At 67.7% G+C, this 17,232-nt stretch carries 16 protein-coding genes; 8 read left to right on the forward strand and 8 right to left on the reverse strand.

Annotated elements, in window-relative coordinates; genetic code table 11:
* The first annotated feature begins 21 nt into the window (after positions 1-21).
* The 3 genes from ACFRJ8_RS07010 to ACFRJ8_RS07020 all read left to right on the forward strand — a co-directional run bounded on the left by ACFRJ8_RS07010 (position 22) and on the right by ACFRJ8_RS07020 (position 2,099).
* Positions 22-378 carry a DivIVA domain-containing protein gene (locus ACFRJ8_RS07010; RefSeq protein ID WP_377985394.1) on the forward strand — a complete coding sequence of 119 codons (357 nt, stop codon included), beginning with the start codon at positions 22-24 and terminating at the stop codon, positions 376-378.
* A gap of 56 nt (positions 379-434) precedes the next feature.
* Positions 435-1,676, forward strand: coding sequence for a hypothetical protein (locus ACFRJ8_RS07015; protein WP_377985589.1), 1,242 nt, complete (start codon positions 435-437; stop codon positions 1,674-1,676).
* Positions 1,677-1,931: 255 nt separating this feature from the next.
* The gene (locus tag ACFRJ8_RS07020; RefSeq protein ID WP_079550332.1) at positions 1,932-2,099 is read left to right on the forward strand and encodes a DUF3117 domain-containing protein; all 168 of its coding nucleotides are present in this window, start codon (positions 1,932-1,934) and stop codon (positions 2,097-2,099) included.
* 152 nt (positions 2,100-2,251) lie between these two features.
* On the opposite strand, the gene ACFRJ8_RS07025 is transcribed toward ACFRJ8_RS07020, so the two are convergent.
* On the reverse strand, positions 2,252-2,884 hold the full coding sequence (locus ACFRJ8_RS07025) for an O-methyltransferase (protein ID WP_377985395.1): 633 nt from the start codon (positions 2,882-2,884) through the stop codon (positions 2,252-2,254).
* 273 nt (positions 2,885-3,157) lie between these two features.
* On the opposite strand from ACFRJ8_RS07025, the gene sigE reads away from it, so the two are divergent.
* From sigE to ACFRJ8_RS07040, 3 genes are all read left to right on the forward strand, one after another.
* On the forward strand, positions 3,158-3,811 hold the full coding sequence (sigE, locus tag ACFRJ8_RS07030) for an RNA polymerase sigma factor SigE (protein WP_229995002.1): 654 nt from the start codon (positions 3,158-3,160) through the stop codon (positions 3,809-3,811).
* A gap of 119 nt (positions 3,812-3,930) precedes the next feature.
* Positions 3,931-5,187 (forward strand): hypothetical protein, encoded by a 1,257-nt coding sequence (locus ACFRJ8_RS07035; protein WP_377985396.1) that lies wholly within the window; start codon positions 3,931-3,933, stop codon positions 5,185-5,187.
* Positions 5,188-5,268: 81 nt separating this feature from the next.
* Positions 5,269-5,664: a twin-arginine translocase TatA/TatE family subunit gene (locus ACFRJ8_RS07040; protein ID WP_377985397.1), complete on the forward strand. Its 396-nt coding sequence runs from the start codon at positions 5,269-5,271 to the stop codon at positions 5,662-5,664.
* A gap of 82 nt (positions 5,665-5,746) precedes the next feature.
* Here ACFRJ8_RS07040 and ACFRJ8_RS07045 read toward each other — a convergent pair whose 3' ends face one another.
* The 3 genes from ACFRJ8_RS07045 to ACFRJ8_RS07055 are packed head-to-tail and all read right to left on the reverse strand — an operon-like array spanning position 5,747 to position 8,980.
* On the reverse strand, positions 5,747-6,904 hold the full coding sequence (locus tag ACFRJ8_RS07045) for an Mrp/NBP35 family ATP-binding protein (protein ID WP_377985398.1): 1,158 nt from the start codon (positions 6,902-6,904) through the stop codon (positions 5,747-5,749).
* Between the two features lie 11 nt (positions 6,905-6,915).
* Positions 6,916-7,716, reverse strand: a complete 801-nt coding sequence (locus ACFRJ8_RS07050; protein ID WP_377985399.1) for a DUF1003 domain-containing protein — start codon at positions 7,714-7,716, stop codon at positions 6,916-6,918.
* Positions 7,697-8,980: a magnesium transporter MgtE N-terminal domain-containing protein gene (locus ACFRJ8_RS07055; RefSeq protein WP_377985400.1), complete on the reverse strand. Its 1,284-nt coding sequence runs from the start codon at positions 8,978-8,980 to the stop codon at positions 7,697-7,699. Before ACFRJ8_RS07055 ends, ACFRJ8_RS07050 begins: the two co-directional genes overlap by 20 nt.
* Positions 8,981-9,057: 77 nt before the next feature.
* Here ACFRJ8_RS07055 and ACFRJ8_RS07060 point away from each other — a divergent pair, with 77 nt between their 5' ends.
* Positions 9,058-9,933 (forward strand): general stress protein, encoded by an 876-nt coding sequence (locus tag ACFRJ8_RS07060; RefSeq protein WP_377985401.1) that lies wholly within the window; start codon positions 9,058-9,060, stop codon positions 9,931-9,933.
* A 128-nt stretch (positions 9,934-10,061) separates the two neighbouring features.
* On the opposite strand, the gene ACFRJ8_RS07065 is transcribed toward ACFRJ8_RS07060, so the two are convergent.
* Positions 10,062-11,645: an aminopeptidase P family protein gene (locus ACFRJ8_RS07065; protein ID WP_377985402.1), complete on the reverse strand. Its 1,584-nt coding sequence runs from the start codon at positions 11,643-11,645 to the stop codon at positions 10,062-10,064.
* Between the two features lie 124 nt (positions 11,646-11,769).
* Between ACFRJ8_RS07065 and ACFRJ8_RS07070 the strand changes: the two genes are divergently transcribed.
* Positions 11,770-12,615: a PHP domain-containing protein gene (locus ACFRJ8_RS07070; protein WP_377985403.1), complete on the forward strand. Its 846-nt coding sequence runs from the start codon at positions 11,770-11,772 to the stop codon at positions 12,613-12,615.
* Positions 12,616-12,729: 114 nt separating this feature from the next.
* On the opposite strand, the gene ACFRJ8_RS07075 is transcribed toward ACFRJ8_RS07070, so the two are convergent.
* From ACFRJ8_RS07075 to ACFRJ8_RS07085, 3 genes are all read right to left on the reverse strand, one after another.
* On the reverse strand, positions 12,730-13,602 hold the full coding sequence (locus ACFRJ8_RS07075) for a DNA-methyltransferase (protein WP_377985404.1): 873 nt from the start codon (positions 13,600-13,602) through the stop codon (positions 12,730-12,732).
* Positions 13,603-13,610: 8 nt separating this feature from the next.
* Positions 13,611-15,374 (reverse strand): DEAD/DEAH box helicase, encoded by a 1,764-nt coding sequence (locus ACFRJ8_RS07080; protein ID WP_377985405.1) that lies wholly within the window; start codon positions 15,372-15,374, stop codon positions 13,611-13,613.
* A 328-nt stretch (positions 15,375-15,702) separates the two neighbouring features.
* Positions 15,703-17,220 (reverse strand): RNB domain-containing ribonuclease, encoded by a 1,518-nt coding sequence (locus ACFRJ8_RS07085; protein WP_377985406.1) that lies wholly within the window; start codon positions 17,218-17,220, stop codon positions 15,703-15,705.
* Between the last annotated feature and the right edge of the window lie 12 nt (positions 17,221-17,232).

Consider the following 17,232-nt stretch of genomic DNA (forward strand, 5'->3'; position numbering starts at 1 on the left):
GGCGTCTGGCACGATGGTCTAGTGAGTCTCTTCCTGGTCTTCCTGGCGATTGTGCTGATCGGCGTCGCCGTCCTCCTGGGCACCGGCCTGGCGCCGAAAATCTTCCGCCGACACCGGGACGGCGGTGCAGACGGTTCCTTTGACGACGGCTTCGACGAGCCGGTCGCCTCCCTGCCGCCGGTTCTGCTGCCCGAGCGCGCAGCCGCGGCCGACATCGACCGTCTCCGCTTCGCCGTCGGACTCCGCGGCTACCGGATGGACCAGGTGGATCAGGTCCTTGATGACCTGCGGGACCAGATCATCGCCAAGGACCAGAAGATCGAGGCACTCGGGGAGGAACTGGAACGCCTCCGTCCGCCCACCGAAGAACGTCCGTGAGCCTCGTGGAAGACCCGGAGACTGTCGCCGAGCCTGAGGCTCCGAACCCGCAGGGGTTGAACGCGGCGCTGTGGAACCGCGTCGCGGCCGCGGGCGCCAGGACGGCGCGGTGGCCGTGGTGGGTGCAGGTGGCCGGCCTGTACATCGCCGCCCGGCTGGTCAGCGCCTGTATCTTCATGGCTGCCGCCCTGCACCAGGGCGTGAACCCGTGGTTTCCCGCCAAGCCCGACTACTGGAACTTCATCAATATCTGGGACGCCCGCTGGTACGCCGAAGCGCTCCAGCAGGGGTATCCGGCGCTGCTGCCGACCGACGCTGCCGGCACTGTCCAAGAGAACACCTGGGCCTTCTATCCCCTGTTTCCCGTGCTGGGCCGGGTGGTCTCCGGGCTCACGGGCACGGGCCCGGCGTGGTCGCTGACGGCCATCGCGCTGGTCGCCGGGCTAGGTGCAGCGCTCGTGGCCTACAGGATCTTCCGGCACCGGGCCTCGCACCGCACGGCGCTCTGGGGGACCGTGTTCCTGGCGACCTTCCCGGTGGCCCCGGTGTTGCAGGTGCCTTACGCCGAATCCCTCAACCTGCTGCTGCTGGGCGCCGCACTGCTGCTGGTCATGGAGCGCCGGTACCTGTGGGCCATGCCGGTGGTGGTCCTGATGTGTCTTTCCCGCCCCACCGGGGTTCCGTTTGCCGTGATGCTGGGGCTGTTGTTTCTCTACCGGTTCTGGCAACGTGTCGCGGCGCCGCGCTTCACAGCGCAGACCGGGGATGGCGTTGCCGTCCCCAGCAACACGGAGCTCTGGTCCCTGGGCGGCCTCACCGCCGTCAGCGGCATCGGTGCGCTGCTGTGGCCGGCCATCGCCTGGGCCGCGACCGGCGATCTGGGCGCCTATACCAAGACCGAAACCGCGTGGCGCGGCGATGACCTGGTGCCGTTCAAACCGTGGTTCGACGCCGGCATCATGCTGTTCGGGCCGACGCTCGGCGTGCTGGCGCCCTTCGTGTTCGTTGCCGCATTCACCTTGTTGATGATGTCCCGCCCCGTCGTCGCCTTGGGCACTGAACTGAGGCTCTGGTGCTGCTGTTACATGGGGTACCTGTTGGTCTTCCTGCACCCCCAGACCAGCACATTCAGGATGCTGTTGCCGCTGTTCCCGCTCGCCCTCAGCGCAGCGCTCCTCTCGCGTTCCCGCGCCTACCGCGGAGCCGTCGTGGTCATGTTCGTGCTGCTGCAGATCGTATGGATTGTGTGGCTGTGGGCGTGGGCGCAACTGCCGGGCGGAGGGGACTACCCGCCGTGACGCACAGCACCATTTCGAGGTGCCGGCCCGGCATGGCAGGACGCGCTGGAAAGTCCAACGATTAGCTACGCGCGCATTGTTACGCGATAATAGAGGATAAGCAAGGACAAGAAGCGCACAGAATTCGTAAGCGATTTATTTGTGAGTTTGCCTGTCACGGCGGCCTCCTGGAGCGCTGCCGGACGGCTTGATTGGCCAAGCGGACGCAGCCCAGCCGGGCTGGTATGTCAGGGACTAATGGAGGGGATATTCCTTATGGCGGCAATGAAACCACGCACCGGCGACGGCCCAATGGAAGTGACGAAAGAGGGACGTAGCCTGATCATGCGTGTTCCGCTCGAAGGCGGGGGGCGGCTTGTAGTCGAACTCAATGCCGCTGAGGCGACAAACCTCAAGGAATGCCTCGTCGGCGTCACCGAATAGCGTCACGCCAAGAGCTTCGCAAAAGGGCGGGGTCCCGGCCACCAGGCCGCGGACCCCGCCCTTTGCTGTTGGCGCTTTGGCCTCTGCTTCGTGGCGGCCAACCCGCGGTTGCTATTTGTTGGCCGCTATTCTCGACTGTTTGTTACCTGGTGCTACTTCTTGACGGCGATCAGCAGGCCGTCGCCGGTGGGCAGCATCGCGGAGGCGAGACGGTCGTCGTCGCGGATGGACTTGCCGATCTGGCGCAGCACCACGGTGGTGGCTTCCCGGGCTGCTGGATTCGCCACCCTGTCCTTGTCGAGGGCGTCGTTGACAATCAGCAGGCCGCCGGACTTGAGCAGCCGCACGGCCTGTTCCACGTAGCTGGGGTAGCTCGGTTTGTCGGCGTCGATGAACACGAGGTCGTAGGCCCCGTCCGTAAGCCGGGGCAGGACATCGCCGGCCCGGCCGGAAATGGTGCGGGTGCGGTTGGCGGGGCTGCCTGCTTCGTGGAACGCTTCGCGCGCGGCCTTGAGGTGTTCGACGTCGACATCGATGGTGGTCAGGACAGCCTGCTGGCCCAGCCCGCGCAGGATGCAGACGCCGGACACTCCCGCGCCGGTGCCGATCTCCACCGCGGTCTGTGCCTTGGACGCTGCCGCCAGCACCGTCAGCACAGCGCCCACGCCGGGACCGATCGGGGTCACGCCAAGCTCGAAGGACCGTTCGCGCGCGTGCAACAGGACCTCGTCCTCGGCAGGCAGATCTTCTGCGTAGGACCAGCTCGTGGACTTATCGGCGCTCATGGGATATCGCTTTCTGGGCGGCAGGGGAGTGTTCCCTACAGCGTACTGTGTCCGGCGGGACGGGACGCGGAGGCGCCAGCGCCGTGGCACGGGCAGGAAGGGACTCGTTCTGCCTTCGGCGGAAGACCGCGATGAATCAGGAAATTCCCAGCTTATTTTGAAATGATAGGTATCCGCTCATCCGCGTGGTGATCGGCGTCGAATGAAGGGTGCAGGAACCTGCGCGAGCAGGCACAATTCAGGCGTAGGTACCATCCACGAGGGGAGCGGACGATGTCGATTCTGGCACCTGTCCCGGCAACTGAGGCAACTGATTCAACCGGCCAGTCACGGACCGCGGCGGAAGCCGAATGGGTCCGGCCGACCTGGGAGGAAGTGGTGACGAACCACTCCGCCAAGGTCTACCGCCTTGCGTACCGGCTGACGGGAAACAAGTACGACGCCGAGGACCTCACCCAGGAGGTTTTCGTCCGGGTGTTCCGTTCGCTGGAGAACTTCAAGCCGGGCACCCTGGACGGCTGGCTGCACCGGATCACCACCAACCTGTTCCTGGACCAGGCGCGGCGCAAGAGCAGGATCCGCTTTGACGCCCTGGCCGACGACGCCGAGTCGCGGCTGCCGGGCCGGGAGCCCGGGCCCGAGCAAAGCTTCGAATTCAACAACCTCGACGTCGACGTTCAGGCTGCGCTCGAGGAACTTCCGCCGGACTTCCGCGCCGCCGTCGTGCTGTGTGACCTCGAGGGGCTGTCCTACGACGAAGTCGCCGCCGCGCTGGACATCAAACTCGGGACCGTCCGGTCCCGGATTCACCGCGGCCGGACCATGCTGCGTGAAAAGCTCGCGCACCGCGACCCTCGTCCGGCGCAGACGGCCAAGCAGTCCCTCAAGCCGCGGCTCAAGATGCCGCGCATCGCCGGCCTCCTCTGAACCCGTCAATGGGTCTGCTGAGACGTTTCCTGGGAGGCTCTGGCTGCGGGTTCTGGAGCAGGACCGGCCGTGCCAAATTCGGTGCTACCCGGAAGTGGGCCGCCGGGCGCCATGACCATGTGGAATCGTGTGCCGAATGCCGTGCCCGGCAACAGCGTGAGCGCCAGTACCTTGAGAAGCTCCGCGGCGCCGCCGTGCCCGAGGCCAGCGAGGACCTGACCGCACGGCTCCTGGCACGGACCGGGCAGCTGGCCGCGGAACGCGCGGCGGCAGAACGGACGGGCCCGACCGGGCTGGAGGCACCCGAACCAGCGGCCCCGGACCGGGCGGCGCCGGCAGAGCTGGAGGCGCCGGAACGGGCGGCGCCGGAGCCGGCGGACGCAGCCGATACGGCGGCGACGGAACAGGCCGGCACTCATCGGTGGCCGTCAGAGCGGTTCCCCGCAGCCGACTCCCTGCCGGATCGGACACCGACGCCGGATCGGACAGCGGCCACCTTAACAGCCGCTAGTATTGCCGCGCATCCCCAGCGCCGCCGCGGAGGCCCCCGCCTGCCAGTGCTGGCAGTCGGAGGGGCCGTCGCCGCCTTGGCCTTCATGACCGGAACCGCGTACGTCATGGGAGGCGACGACGCCGTCCCTGTCGACGGCGCAGGGGCCTCCGCCCTCGTCCATCCGGACGCCGCCGGGCTGCCCGCCGGCAGTGCACCGGCCGGCGCGGGGGAGCTGTTCGACGCCAGCGGATCCGGCGGTCCCGGCGTCCCCGGGGCAGAGGAAAGCGAGCCCCGTGTTGCGTTCGGCCTGGGCGGTGAGCCCGACTTCACCCCCGCCGGGACGCTGAGCACCGGGCAGCTTGCCGCGTTCCGCTCGCAGGGATGGACATGTCCGGAGCTGCACGCCCTCGGATTCCATCTCATGTGGGCCCGCGCCGGCGTCATCGCAGGGGACGAGGTGCTGGAACTTCGCCTCACGGACGGCCAGCACTTCGCCACTGTCCTCGAGCAGCACGCTGCGGCGCGGGGCCCCGGTTCGGCACCCACCCCCATCGGTGCCGAAGTTTCACCCACTAACGTGCTGACCGGACACGCCGCCGTGGCAGACGGCTTCACCCGGGCCAAGGCGGGCACGCCGTCGGCCGCCCCCGAAACCGGAAATGGCACCCTCTGGGTCAATCCTGCCCCGCCCTACCGGGCCATCTACCAGACCTCCGCGGCCACGTACACGTACATTTCGGACCTGCCGGCCGAGCAGGCCGACGACGGCGTCGCCGCCCTGACCAGGGTCAGCAGCGGCGCTCCGGGGCAGGGCTCACGCAACGGAATTCCGGAGCGGATCGAGCGCGGACTGAGCCGAATCCTGGAGCACCTGGCCCCGTGAGGCAGGTCCGGGCCGGACATGGTCGGCATTGGGCCCTCGCGAAGTCGTCGCCAGCCCGAGCGAGAGGGTAATCTTCCTAAAGTGCTTGGAATCAATGGACCGGAGTTCTTACTTCTGCTGATCATCGGCCTTCTGGTGATTGGTCCCAGCAGGCTGCCCGAATACACCCAGAAACTTGCCAATATCGTCAAGGAAGTGCGCCGGATGGCGTCCGGTGCGAGGGAGCAGATCAAGGAAGAAGTCGGCATCGATATCGATGATGTCGACTGGAAGAAATACGATCCCCGCCAGTACGATCCCCGCCGCATCATCAAGGAAGCACTCCTCGACGACGACACCAAACCGGTGAGCACCGGGGCGCCCGCAGCTGTGTCCACGGCCGCAGCCGCCACTGCGGTCGCAGAGCACCGCCCGGCGCGGATGGTCGAGCGGTTGGCCGAGGGCGAACCGGCCCCCTATGACTCAGAGGCCACCTAGGACCTCCAGCAGCGCCTGGGCCCGCCTACCGGCCCCCGGGCGGCAGCCGCCACCAGCGGGCCCCAGTTTTCAGCGGGCGCTGTTAGCGGGGCTGCAGGCCCAGCGGCATGCCCTTGAGCCCACGGGGCACCGACGCCAGCTTGCCAGCGATTCCCGCCAGGGCCAGGGCCGCAGGCGTCTCGGGGCGGCCCAGCACCAGCGGCACGCCGGAATCCCCTCCCTCACGCAGCAGGACTTCGAGGGGAATCTGGCCCAGCAAGGGCACATCCTCACCCACGGTGGCCGAGAGCCGCTCGGCGAGCACGGCGCCGCCGCCACTTCCAAACAGTTCCATCCTGCCGCCGTCGGGCATTTCAAGGTAGGACATGTTTTCCACGACGCCGGCCACGGTCTGGCCCGTCTGGGTCGCGATCGCCCCGGCCCGCTCGGCAACATCCGCGGCGGCCGCCTGCGGGGTGGTGACGACGAGGATCTGCGCCTTGGGCAGCAGTTGGGCGACGGAGATCGCGATGTCGCCCGTGCCCGGTGGCAGGTCCAGGAAAAGGGCATCGAGGTCGCCGAAGTAGACGTCCGTGAGGAATTGCTCCAGCGCCCGGTGCAGCATCGGTCCGCGCCAAGCGACGGGCTGGTTCCCGGTGACGAACATGCCGATGGAGATGACCTTGACCCCGTAGGCCACCGGCGGCAGGATCATGTCGTCCACCCGTGTGGGGGCCTGTGTGATGCCCATCAGCCCCGGAACGGAGAAGCCGTACACATCCGCGTCCACGATCCCCACACGGAGGCCCTGGGCAGCCAGGGCGCATGCCAGGTTGACTGTCACCGACGACTTGCCCACGCCGCCCTTGCCGCTCGCGACGGCGTACACCTTGGTCAGCGAGCCCGGCGCGTTGAACGGGATGCCGCGCTGGCCGCCGGCGCCGCGCAATTGCTCTTTGAGGGCGTCGCGTTGCTCCTGCGTCATGACTTTCAAGTCCACCTCGACGCCGGTGACCCCCGGGACGGCGAACAGGGCCGCCTCGGTGTCGGCCGTGATGGTGCCGCGCAACGGGCAGCCCGCGATGGTCAGCAGTACCACGATCCGCACCCGGCCGCCGTCGGCGATCTCCACGGACTCCACCATGCCGAGCTCGGTAATGGGGCGGCGGAGTTCAGGGTCGATCACGGTAGCAAGTGCGCTGTGCACTGCCTGTTCGAGGGAGGTGCGGTCCATCGAGGCGCGGTCCAGCGGGGTGCTCATGCGGGCGATGCTCAGCTTTCGGGGATGGTGCGGTGTGCGGGCAGGCGGGTGGCGTCGGCGGCGGCCCCGGACTGGTTAGCCGGCGGTTTCTCCGCAGGGTCTTCCCGTTTGCCTTCCTTCGCAGGGTCTTCCCGCTTGCCGCCGGACTTGACGCGTGGGATCTGCTGGGTCCGGGGGCTCCGCTGTTTGTCGCGCCGCTCCTTCATCTTCTCTTTGACCTTGTCCCGTGGGGTCTCGTGGACGCCGGCGGAAGGATCGTGCGTGCGCAGTTCCTCCTGCGCCTCCAGCATGTCCTCGAGCAGGCTGCGGAGCTCGGTGCGGACGTAGTCGCGGGTGGCGACTTCGCGCAGCGCGATGCGTAGGGACGCGAGTTCCCGGGTCAGGTATTCGGTGTCGGAGAGATTGCGCTCGGCCCGCTGGCGGTCCTGCTGGAGGGAGACCTTGTCCCGGTCGTCCTGGCGGTTTTGCGCGAGCAGCAGCAGCGGGGCCGCGTACGAGGCTTGCAGGGACAGCATGAGGGTCAGCAGCGTGAAGCCAAGTGCCCGTGAATCAAACTGCCATTGTTCCGGAGCCCAGGTGTTCCAGCACAGCCAGAAGACGCAGAACACGGTCATGTAGAGCAGGAACTGCGGCGTGCCCATGAAACGGGCGAAGCCTTCCGTGGCATGGCCGAAGGCGTCCGGGTCGGGACGGAAGTTGGGCAGGATGCGCTGCCGGCCGCTCAGTGGCGTGTCGAGGCCGCCGGAGGTCCTGCTGCCGGGCCGGACAGGGGCGTTCCGTGGTGCGGTGGGATCAGCCAATGCGGCCTCCAAGCTTCCTTATCGGGACGTCGTCCTCGTGGGCGCGCCAGTCGTCCGGCAACAGATGATCAAGCACGTCGTCAACAGTCACCGCCCCCACAAGCCGTCCGTCCTCGTTGACCACGGGGAGAGAGTTGAGGTTGTATGTTGCGAGCGTGCGGGCGACCTCGCTGATGTGGGCCTGGTCGGAGACCGGCTCCAGGTTCTTGTCCACGAGGTTGCCCAGCGGTTCCGGCGGCGGAAAGCGCAGGAGCTGCTGGATATGGACGACGCCGAGGAATCGTCCCGTCGGCGTTTCCAGCGGTGGCCGGGCAACGAAGATCGAGGACGCCAGGGCGGGGGAGAGTTCTTCCCGGCGGACGTGCGCGAGTGCCTCGGCGACGGTTGCTTCCGGGGGCAAGATCACCGGAACCGGCGTCATGAGCCCGCCGGCAGTGTCCTCGTCGTATTCGAGCAGGCGGCGGACGTCCTCGGCGCCTTCGGGTTCCATCAGCTGCAGGAGCTCCTCGGCCTGCGCGCTTGGGAGCTCGGCGAGGAGGTCGGCGGCGTCGTCGGGATCCATTTCCTCGAGGACGTCGGCGGCGCGGTTGACATCCAGGGCGGAGAGGATCTCCACCTGGTCACCTTCCCGCATCTCCTGCAGGACGTCCGCGAGCCGCTCGTCCTGGAGCTCGCTGGCAACCTCGAAGCGGCGCTTGTCGCTCATTTCCTGGAGGGCTTCGGCGAAGTCTGCCGGCTTGAGGTCCTCGTGCGTTGCCACGAACTGGGTGGCTGCCTGCGGCTCGGTCTTGGCGCCCTGCCGGGCATCGGCCCAGTCGATGATCATGGTTTCGTTGCGGCGCAGCCGGCTCAGCGGCGAGAGCGAGTGGCCGCGGCGGACGAAGAGCTTGCTGACGAACCAGTCGCCGGAGCGGTGCTTGTCCATCGCGATGTCCTCGATGGTCGCGTCTCCGCTGCCGTCCGCGAGGGTCACGCGGCGGTCGAACATTTCCGCCACCACGAGGGTCTCCGCGCCGCGCTGTTCGAAGCGGCGCAGATTGACCAGCCCGGTGCAGATGACCTGGGTTTGGTCAATGGACGTAATCCGGGTCATCGGGACAAACACCCGCTTCTTGCCGGGGACCTCGACGACGATGCCCACCACGTGCGGGGCGCCCCTGGTCCCGCGGGAAAGCACCACGACGTCGCGCAGCCGGCCCAGACGGTCGCCCAAAGGGTCGAAGACGTCCAGTCCGAGGAGGCGCGCGACAAACACTCGCGAAAGATTCGTGCTCACCCCTACAGGCTACCGAGTCTGCTCTCTTTTAGCTGAATTTCCAGCCGCACACCAGCCGGATAGGTGAGAATGGGCTTATGTCAAACATTTTTGGTCCCAGGGCCGGTGCCCCCAACGGTTCGGACGAGGCCCGCGCCGTCCCGAGGGGCGACGTCGTCGGTTCCTACAACTCCTACCTGGATGCCCAGAAGGCGGTGGACTATCTGGCTGACCAGCAGTTCCCCGTGCAGATGGTGTCGATCGTGGGCAACGAACTGAAGATGGTGGAGCGGGTGACCGGCAGGCTGACCTACCCCCGTGTCGCACTCTCCGGTGCCCTCAGCGGCATGTGGTTCGGCCTTTTCGTCGGCGTCATGCTGTCCTTCTTCTCCACCACCCCCGGCTATTTCTCGATTGTGACGTCCGTGCTGATGGGTGCCGCGTTCTTCATGCTGTTCGGCATCGTCACCTACGCCATGCAGCGTGGCAAGCGTGACTTCACATCAACAAGCCAGGTGGTGGCGACCAACTATGACGTCGTGGTCTCCTTCGAGGCCGCCGGCGAAGCGCGGCGCATGCTGCACCAGCTGCCCATGACGCCGCATGACGCGTCCGGTGCCGCCGCCGGCGGTTACGCGCAGCACGACTACCGTCAGCAGGAACCCCAGCAGCAGGGCCCTGCGCCACAGCGCCCCGCGGGCTGGAACGATCCGTACGGCCAGCGGACGCCGGAGACCGGCAACGGGGCCGCCGGCCAGCCTCAGCCCGGACAATACCCGGGCGGTGCGCCCCAGCAGGAGGGCGCCGCAGGCCCTGCGCCGACGGCGCCGGCCACGGCGGACGAGCCGGCCCGGCCGGCCGGACGGGTCTCCGGGGTGACCTATCCGGACCTCCCCGACGGCCGCCCGCAGTACGGCGTCAGGGTCACGGACGCCGACAAGCCCGCGCCGGGCCAGGATGGCCAGCAGCACTGATCCGAGGCCGCCACAACAGGCAGCAGAAAAGGGAGGGTTCCGGACATCCGGAACCCTCCCTTTTCTGATCTTAGGCTTTTCGGATCTATGCCTTTTCCGCTTTTCGGCCTCTATTGGGGCTTTCCGAACTACGGCGTCTGGCCGTCGACCTCCAGGTAGATGCCCGCCATCCAGGACTCGACGTCGTCGGCCTTGCGCGGCAGTGCAGCGCTGAGATTGACCGGGCCGCCGGCCGTCATGAGGATGTCGTCCTCAATCCGGACGCCGATGCCGCGGTATTCCTCGGGGATGCCGATGTCCTCATTCTTGAAGTACAGGCCGGGCTCGATCGTGAACACCATTCCGGGCGTGAGCACGCCGTCAAGGTAGAGTTCCCGCTTCGCCTGGGCGCAGTCGTGGACGTCGAGGCCGAGGTGGTGGCTGGTGCCATGCGGCATCCACCGGCGGTGCTGCTGGCCCTCGGGGCTGACGGCTTCTTCCACGGAGACGGGCAGGAGGCCCCATTCGGCGAGCCGTTCCGCCAGCACGGTGGTGGCTGCGGTGTGGATGTCCCGGAACTTGGTGCCGGGCTGGGCAGCGGCAAAGCCGGCGTCGGCGGCGTCGAGCACTGCCTCGTAGACCTTGCGCTGGATCTCGGAAAACTTGCCATTGGCCGGCAGCGTGCGGGTGACGTCGGCCGTGTACAGGGAATCAGCCTCGACTCCGGCGTCCAGGAGCAGCAGCTCACCGGCATTGATCTTGCCGGTGTTCCGGGTCCAGTGCAGCACGGTGGCGTTGTTACCCGAAGCGGCAATGGTGTCGTAGCCGAGCTCGTTGCCTTCCTCGCGGGCCCGTGCGAAGAACGCCCCTTCCACCACGCGCTCGCCGCGGTGGTGGGTCAGCGCCCGGGGAAGCGCCTTCACGACCTCCGTGAAGCCTGCGACCGTGGCGGCGACGGCCGTCTTCATCTGTTCGATTTCCCACTCGTCCTTGAGGAGGCGCAGTTCCGAGAGGGCCTCGGTGAGCTTCTCGTCCAGGGCGTCCAGGACGCTCAGGTCAAGGTTGTCCGGGTCCTTGGCCGTGTTGTAGCGGGCGGTGTCCACGAGGGCGTCGATGTTGTCGTCGACCTTGCGGACCAGCCTGATGGAGATCCCGCCGATCTCGGGCGCACCAACGTTCTTGGTGATTGCGAGTTCGAGTTCGGCGATGTCCGCCGTGGCCAGTCCGAGCTTGGCCTGGAATTCGGCCAGGGTTGGGCGTGCGCCGATCCAGAACTCCCCGGAGCGGGAATCGGCGTAGAACTGCTCGGTGTCGCGGCCGGCCAGCGGGCGGAAGTACAGGGTGGCGCGGTGGTGGCCGCCGTCGTCGCCTGTGCCTTCCGGCACAGGTTCCAGGATCAGGACCGCATCAGGTTCGTGGTCCAGGCCGAGGCCGGTGAGGTGCGCGAAGGCCGAGTGCGGCCGGAAGCGGTAGTCGCAGTCATTCGAGCGGACCTTCAGCGGACCGGCGGGGATGACCAGGCGTTCACCTTTGAACAGGCCTGAGATGGAGCGGCGCCGGGCTGCGGCGTGGCCGGCGACGGCGTCCCTTTCGGGGAGCTGCTGCGTGGCCGGCGCCCAGTTGCTGGCCATGAAGGCCTTGAAGGCGTCGGAACTGGGCCGCTGTGAGCGGTTGTTGACGCGCTCTTCGAGGGGCTGGGAAGCGGAGACTAGGGTGTTATCTGCATCGTTCACCGTCCCATAGTCTCACCAGCGCCGCGGCTTAGGCCAACGGCACGCTCGCGCTGCGGGGCAACTGAAGGAGCCCTCGCATGAAGGAGCCGGGGCTTTGGATCCGGCCATCTACTAGGCTGGTGGGGTGAGGATTGACCTGCATGCGCACTCCAACGTTTCCGACGGCACCCAGATGCCGGCCGACGTTATGGAGTCCGCCGCCACTGCCGGCCTCGACGTCATCGCCCTGACCGATCACGATTCCACTGCCGGGTGGGCGGAGGCCGCCGTCGCTGCCCGGAAAACCGGGGTGGCCCTGGTCCCGGGCATGGAGATCTCGTGCCGGACGGCGGAAGGCATTAGCGTCCACCTGCTCAGCTACCTCCACGATCCCGCGCATCCGGGACTGCTTGAGGAAATCACGAAATCCAAGGATGCCCGGCACACGAGGGCACAGCGGATGGTCACCCTCTTGTCCGAGGACTACCCGCTGACATGGGACGACGTGATCCACCACGTCGCGCCGGGCGCCACCCTGGGCCGCCCGCACATCGCCGACGCGCTGGTCGCCGCGGGTGTGGTGGAAGACCGGGCCGAGGCCTTCGGCTCCATCCTCACCGCAAGGTCGCGCTACTGGGTCCAGCACTATGCGCCGGAGCCGGCGCTCGCCGTCGAACTAGTCCGTGCAGCCGGCGGCGTCCCGGTGTTTGCCCACCCCGTGGCGTCTGCCCGCGGGCGGATCGTGGGGGAGGAGACCTACCGGGAGATGATCGACGCCGGCCTGGCCGGCCTGGAAATCTACCACCGGGACAATCCCGAGGAGGGCCGGACGTTCCTCCGCCGCATCGCCGAACGGTACGGCCTGCTGGTCACCGGGTCTTCCGATTACCACGGCGCAGGAAAGCCGAACCTGCTCGGGGAGAACCTGACCTCCGCAGAAGTCTTTGCCCGGATCGAGGAACAGGGTACTGGCTCGTCCGTCGTCCGCTGAGGCCCAGTCCGCTGAGGCCCTGGCACCGCGGTTGCGCTATCACTTAGCGTCCCTCTGAGGCCTCCCAAGGCCCGAATGGCCGCCAGAAGTGATAGCGCAACGGGCTGGTTGGCGTCAGGCCGCCGGGAACGACGTGAACTGGGCTTGCGCGGCCAGGCGCTTGGCCATGACGTCGATGGCCGGCTGGTTCTGGTCCACGCAGACGAACCTGCGATCCAGTTTCGCGGCCACGGAGCCGAGCGTTCCGGATCCGGCGAAGAAGTCCAGGCACCAGTCGCCGGGCCGGCTCGAGGCCGCGACCACGCGGCGGATGAGACCCTCCGGCTTCTGCGTCGGGTAGCCGGTCTTCTCCTTGCCGGTCGGCGAAACGATCGTGTGCCACCACACGTCCGTGGGCAGCTTGCCGAGCTCGCGCTTGGCGGGGGTGACGAGTCCCGGGGCCATGTACGGCTCACGGTCCACCTCGGCGCTGTCGAAGTGGTACTTCGCCGGGTTCTTGACGTAGACCAGGATGTTGTCGTGCTTGGTGGGCCAGCGGTACTTGGCCCGTGCACCGTAGTCGTACGCCCAGATGATCTCGTTCAGGAAGCACTCCCGGCCGAAGATCGCGTCCAGCATGACCTTCGCGTAGTGCACCTCGCGGTAGTCCAAATGCAGGTACAGGGTGCCGTCGTCGGCCAGGAGCCGCCAGGCTTCCACGAGCCGGGGCTCGAGGAAGGACCAGTAGTCGCTGAACGCGTCGTCGTACTTGTGCAGGGCGCCCTTGATCGTGTCGTAGGACCTGCCCTTGAACCCGACGCGGTCACCCTCGCCGCCGGCGTTGAGCACCATCTTGGTTTCCTGGCGCCGCTGGACCCGGCCGGTGTTGAAGGGCGGGTCCACGTAAATCAGTGTGAAGGCGCCGTCCGGCAGCGTGGGGAGGTATTCCGCGTTGTCCGCGTGAACCACCAGGTTGCTGCCGTCCGGCGCCCAGACGGTGTCAGTCATGGAGGGGATTAGGCCTCGGCGCCGCTCGGCTGTGCGTCGCCCCCGGCCACTACCTCGCCGTTGCGGCGGCGCGTGCGGGTCCGGCGCCGGGCGCGGGTCGCCCGGTCCACCTCGGTGGGGGCCTTCGCCGTTGCTGCGGCAGCAGTTTCCGGACCCTGTCCGCTGGCGGTGGACGTCGTTGCGGCATCGGCCTCGGCGGGACGGCGACGGCGGTCGCCGGAGCGTCCGCCGGCTTCGGCGCCGCTGCGGCGTGAGTCGCGGCCGCCGGTGCGGCTGCCTTCACGGGCACCGTCACGGCTGCCGGTGCGGCTGCCCTCGCGGGCGCCGTCACGTCCACCCGTACGGCTGCCTTCGCGGCCGGTGTCCTTTGCGCCGGTGCGCGAGTTCTTCTTGCCGGTCTCGCCGAGGTCCTCGAGGACCTCCGCGTCGACGCCGGCCAGCACGCGCTTGTCGCGGGGCAGCCGGCCCTTGGTGCCTGCGGGGATATCGAGTTCCTCGAACAGGTGCGGCGAGGAGGAATAGGTCTCCACGGGCTCGGGATAGCTCAGGCCCAGGGCCTTGTTGATAAGCCCCCAGCGCGGCATGTCATCCCAGTCAACAAAGGTCACGGCGGTGCCCTTGTTGCCCGCGCGGCCCGTACGGCCGACGCGGTGCAGGTAGATCTTCTCGTCCTCGACGCACTGGTAGTTGATCACGTGCGTGACGTCGTCGACGTCGATGCCGCGGGCGGCAACGTCGGTGGCGACGAGGACGTCCACCTTGTTGTTGCGGAAGGCGCGCAGCGCCTGCTCGCGGGCGCCCTGGCCGAGGTCGCCGTGGATGGCGGCCGCAGCGAAACCGCGGTCCACCAGTTCCTCGGCCACCTTCGCGGCGGTGCGCTTGGTCTTGGTGAAGATGATGGTGCGGCCGCGTCCGCGGGCCTGCAGGATGCGGGCTACGACTTCGACCTTATCCATGCTGTGGGCGCGGTAGATCAGCTGGCGGATGTCGCGCTTGGTCAGGCCTTCGTCGTCCGGGTCCGCGGCGCGAATGTGGGTCGGCTGGGTCATGTAGCGGCGGGCCATGGCGATGACCGGGCCCGGCATGGTGGCCGAGAACAGGAGAGTCTGGCGGACCGCGGGGGTACCGGCGATCAGGGTCTCCACGTCCGGCAGGAACCCGAGGTCCAGCATTTCGTCGGCCTCGTCAAGGATGACGATCTTGACGTTCTTCAGGCTCAGGTGCTTCTGCTTGTAGAGGTCGATCAGGCGGCCCGGGGTGCCGACAACAACTTCGACGCCGTTCTTCAGCGCCTCGACCTGCGGCTCGTAGGCACGTCCGCCGTAAATGGTGGCGATGCGGGCGTTGCGCTTCTTTGCGGCGCTCTCAAGGTCCTTGGCCACCTGGACGGCGAGTTCGCGGGTAGGCACGATCACCAGGGCCTGCGGGGCGCCGGGAACGGCCAGCTTGTCGAAACCGGCGTCGTCACGGCCGACGACGCGCTGCAGCGCCGGGATGCCGAAGCCGAGGGTTTTGCCCGTGCCGGTCTTGGCCTGGCCGATGATGTCGTGCCCGGCCAGCGCGACCGGCAGCGTCATGGCCTGGATCGGGAAGGGGTGGGTGATGCCGGCGTCGGCCAGCGACTCCACAATGTCCGCGCGGACGTTGAAGTCGGCGAAGGTCTTTTCGGCAATCTCGTGCGGCTTTTCGTCCGAGATAATGGTCTCTTCAGGCTCGATGGTCTCCGTGCCGGACTCATCGGTCAGAAGCTGGTGCGTGTGCAATTCACTCACAGGGGAGTTTCCTTATTCATTTTGGGCTGCGCTGCTTGCTCAACGGGGCCGGCCTAAGTGGCCGTTCCGGAGCACGCTCAGGCGCGCAAGCATTTCCAGTGGAAGCCGATCGCGGGCTATCTAAATGCTGGCACTGGGGACCAGCGGGTGTATCTCAAGATCGCGTAGGGGCGGGCTTGTTGAATTCGAAAATCATGGAAATCAACGACCGGGCATCCATTTCTACCTCTCCAGTCTAGCTGTACACGGCCCGGATCCTCGACTGGACCCGTGATCGCGCCGCGGGAGTGTGCCGGCCGCGGACCGATAGCGGGCCTGGGGCGGACCGTCAGCCCACGAGCTCCAGCTCGATTTCGCGTGTGGCGATGTCCGAGGACAGCACCCGGACCCGGACTTGCGTGCCCGGCTCCAGTTCGCCGGGGCATCGTGCGGTCACGGCGGGCTCGGCGATCTGGACGATCCCGGAGGGGCCGTTCCCGTTCCCGTTGCCGTTGGCTTTGCCGCCGTTGCCATTCCCGTTGACGCTGACCGCTGTGTTGCCGTTCGCGCTCTTCGCCGGCTTGGGGCCGGAGATGACGACGGCGTCGAATTCCTGGCCGACGTGGTTGACCAACAGCGCCGCCTCCACGGTGTCCAGCGAGAGCCGCTCCAGCTTCGCGGCGAGCTGGTCCGAGGTGCCCATGATGGCCGGGAGGGACGGCAGGGCCTCCCGGGCCCAGGCCGGAACCTCGGTGCCGTTGCTCAGGGCCTCGCAAATCACCAGCACGAAGCGGTCGACCAGCCGCCGCAGCGGGGCCGTGGAATGGGCGTAAGCCGCGCCAATGGCGGACTGGACGGCGGCTCCCGGCACCGTGCCGTCGAAGTGCGTGTACCCGGCACCGCGGAAGAGCATCCCGGCCGCATGCACAATGGCCAGCTGCCGGGGGTCCGTGGGGTCCAGGGTCCGCAGGTACTCGCCGTAGCGCATTTCCCCGTCCCAGGGCTTGCCGAGGGCGTGGGTCTGCCGGTGGAAGTGCCGCAGCGACGCCTCGTCCGGGGCGGGCATGGTGCGCAGGATGCCGACCTTGCCCTGGAGCATGAGAGCGGCGGCGGCCATCCCGGTCATGAGCGAAATCTGGGCGTTCCAGTCCTCCACCGGCAGCGGCGGGGCCGCCACGATCCGGTAGCCGCCGTCGGGCAGCTGCTGGATCTCCTGTTCGGGCATATTCAGGCTCGCGCCGCCGCGCAGGCGTTCCTGCTCCACCCGCTTGATGCCCACCTCTTTGAGCAACTGCAGCACCGGCGCCGCGGTGCCGGCGTCGAGCTCGGCCTGGACTCCCTTGTAGTTGAGCTTGGCCCGGCTGCGGACCTGCGCCCGGCGGACGAGGACCGAGGTCACCTCTGCGGCGGCGTCGAGCTCGAACTCCCAGACGAACGCCGCACACAACTGCCCGGCGAGCAGGCTGCCGGCGGCCTCGCTGATGATCTCCGGGTGCAGCGGAATCCGGCCGTCCGGGGTGTAGAAGGTCTGGCCGCGGCGCCGGGTCTCGGCGTCGAGCGCCCCTCCGGGGGCGACAAAGGACGGGACATCGGCGATGGCGTAGAACACCTTGTAGCCCCCGTTGCTACGTTCGATGAACAGGGCCTGATCGAGGTCGGTGGACGACGCCGGATCAATAGTCACAAACTCGACATGCGTCAGGTCCAGGTCCGGCAGCTTGTGCTCGGCCACCGCTGCTTCCGCGTCGCGCACCACGTCATCGGGGAACGGACCGGGCAGTTCCAGCGTGGTGCGCAACGCCTTGAGAGCCTCGGCAAGCTGGTTCTGCTGCTCGTGGACACTGGGGGTCAGGCGATGATGTGACACGAAAATCAGGGT

Origin of the sequence: Arthrobacter sp. NPDC056886, from assembly GCF_042788715.1 — a bacterium.
Lineage (GTDB): Bacteria > Actinomycetota > Actinomycetes > Actinomycetales > Micrococcaceae > Arthrobacter.

Coding starts and splice junctions, on each gene's coding strand:
- ACFRJ8_RS07020 (WP_079550332.1), top strand. CDS start 1,932: ATGGCGGCAATGAAACCACGCACCGGCGACGGCCCAATGGAAGTGACG.
- ACFRJ8_RS07025 (WP_377985395.1), bottom strand. CDS start 2,884: ATGAGCGCCGATAAGTCCACGAGCTGGTCCTACGCAGAAGATCTGCCT.
- sigE (WP_229995002.1), top strand. CDS start 3,158: ATGTCGATTCTGGCACCTGTCCCGGCAACTGAGGCAACTGATTCAACC.
- ACFRJ8_RS07045 (WP_377985398.1), bottom strand. CDS start 6,904: ATGAGCACCCCGCTGGACCGCGCCTCGATGGACCGCACCTCCCTCGAA.
- ACFRJ8_RS07060 (WP_377985401.1), top strand. CDS start 9,058: ATGTCAAACATTTTTGGTCCCAGGGCCGGTGCCCCCAACGGTTCGGAC.
- ACFRJ8_RS07075 (WP_377985404.1), bottom strand. CDS start 13,602: ATGACTGACACCGTCTGGGCGCCGGACGGCAGCAACCTGGTGGTTCAC.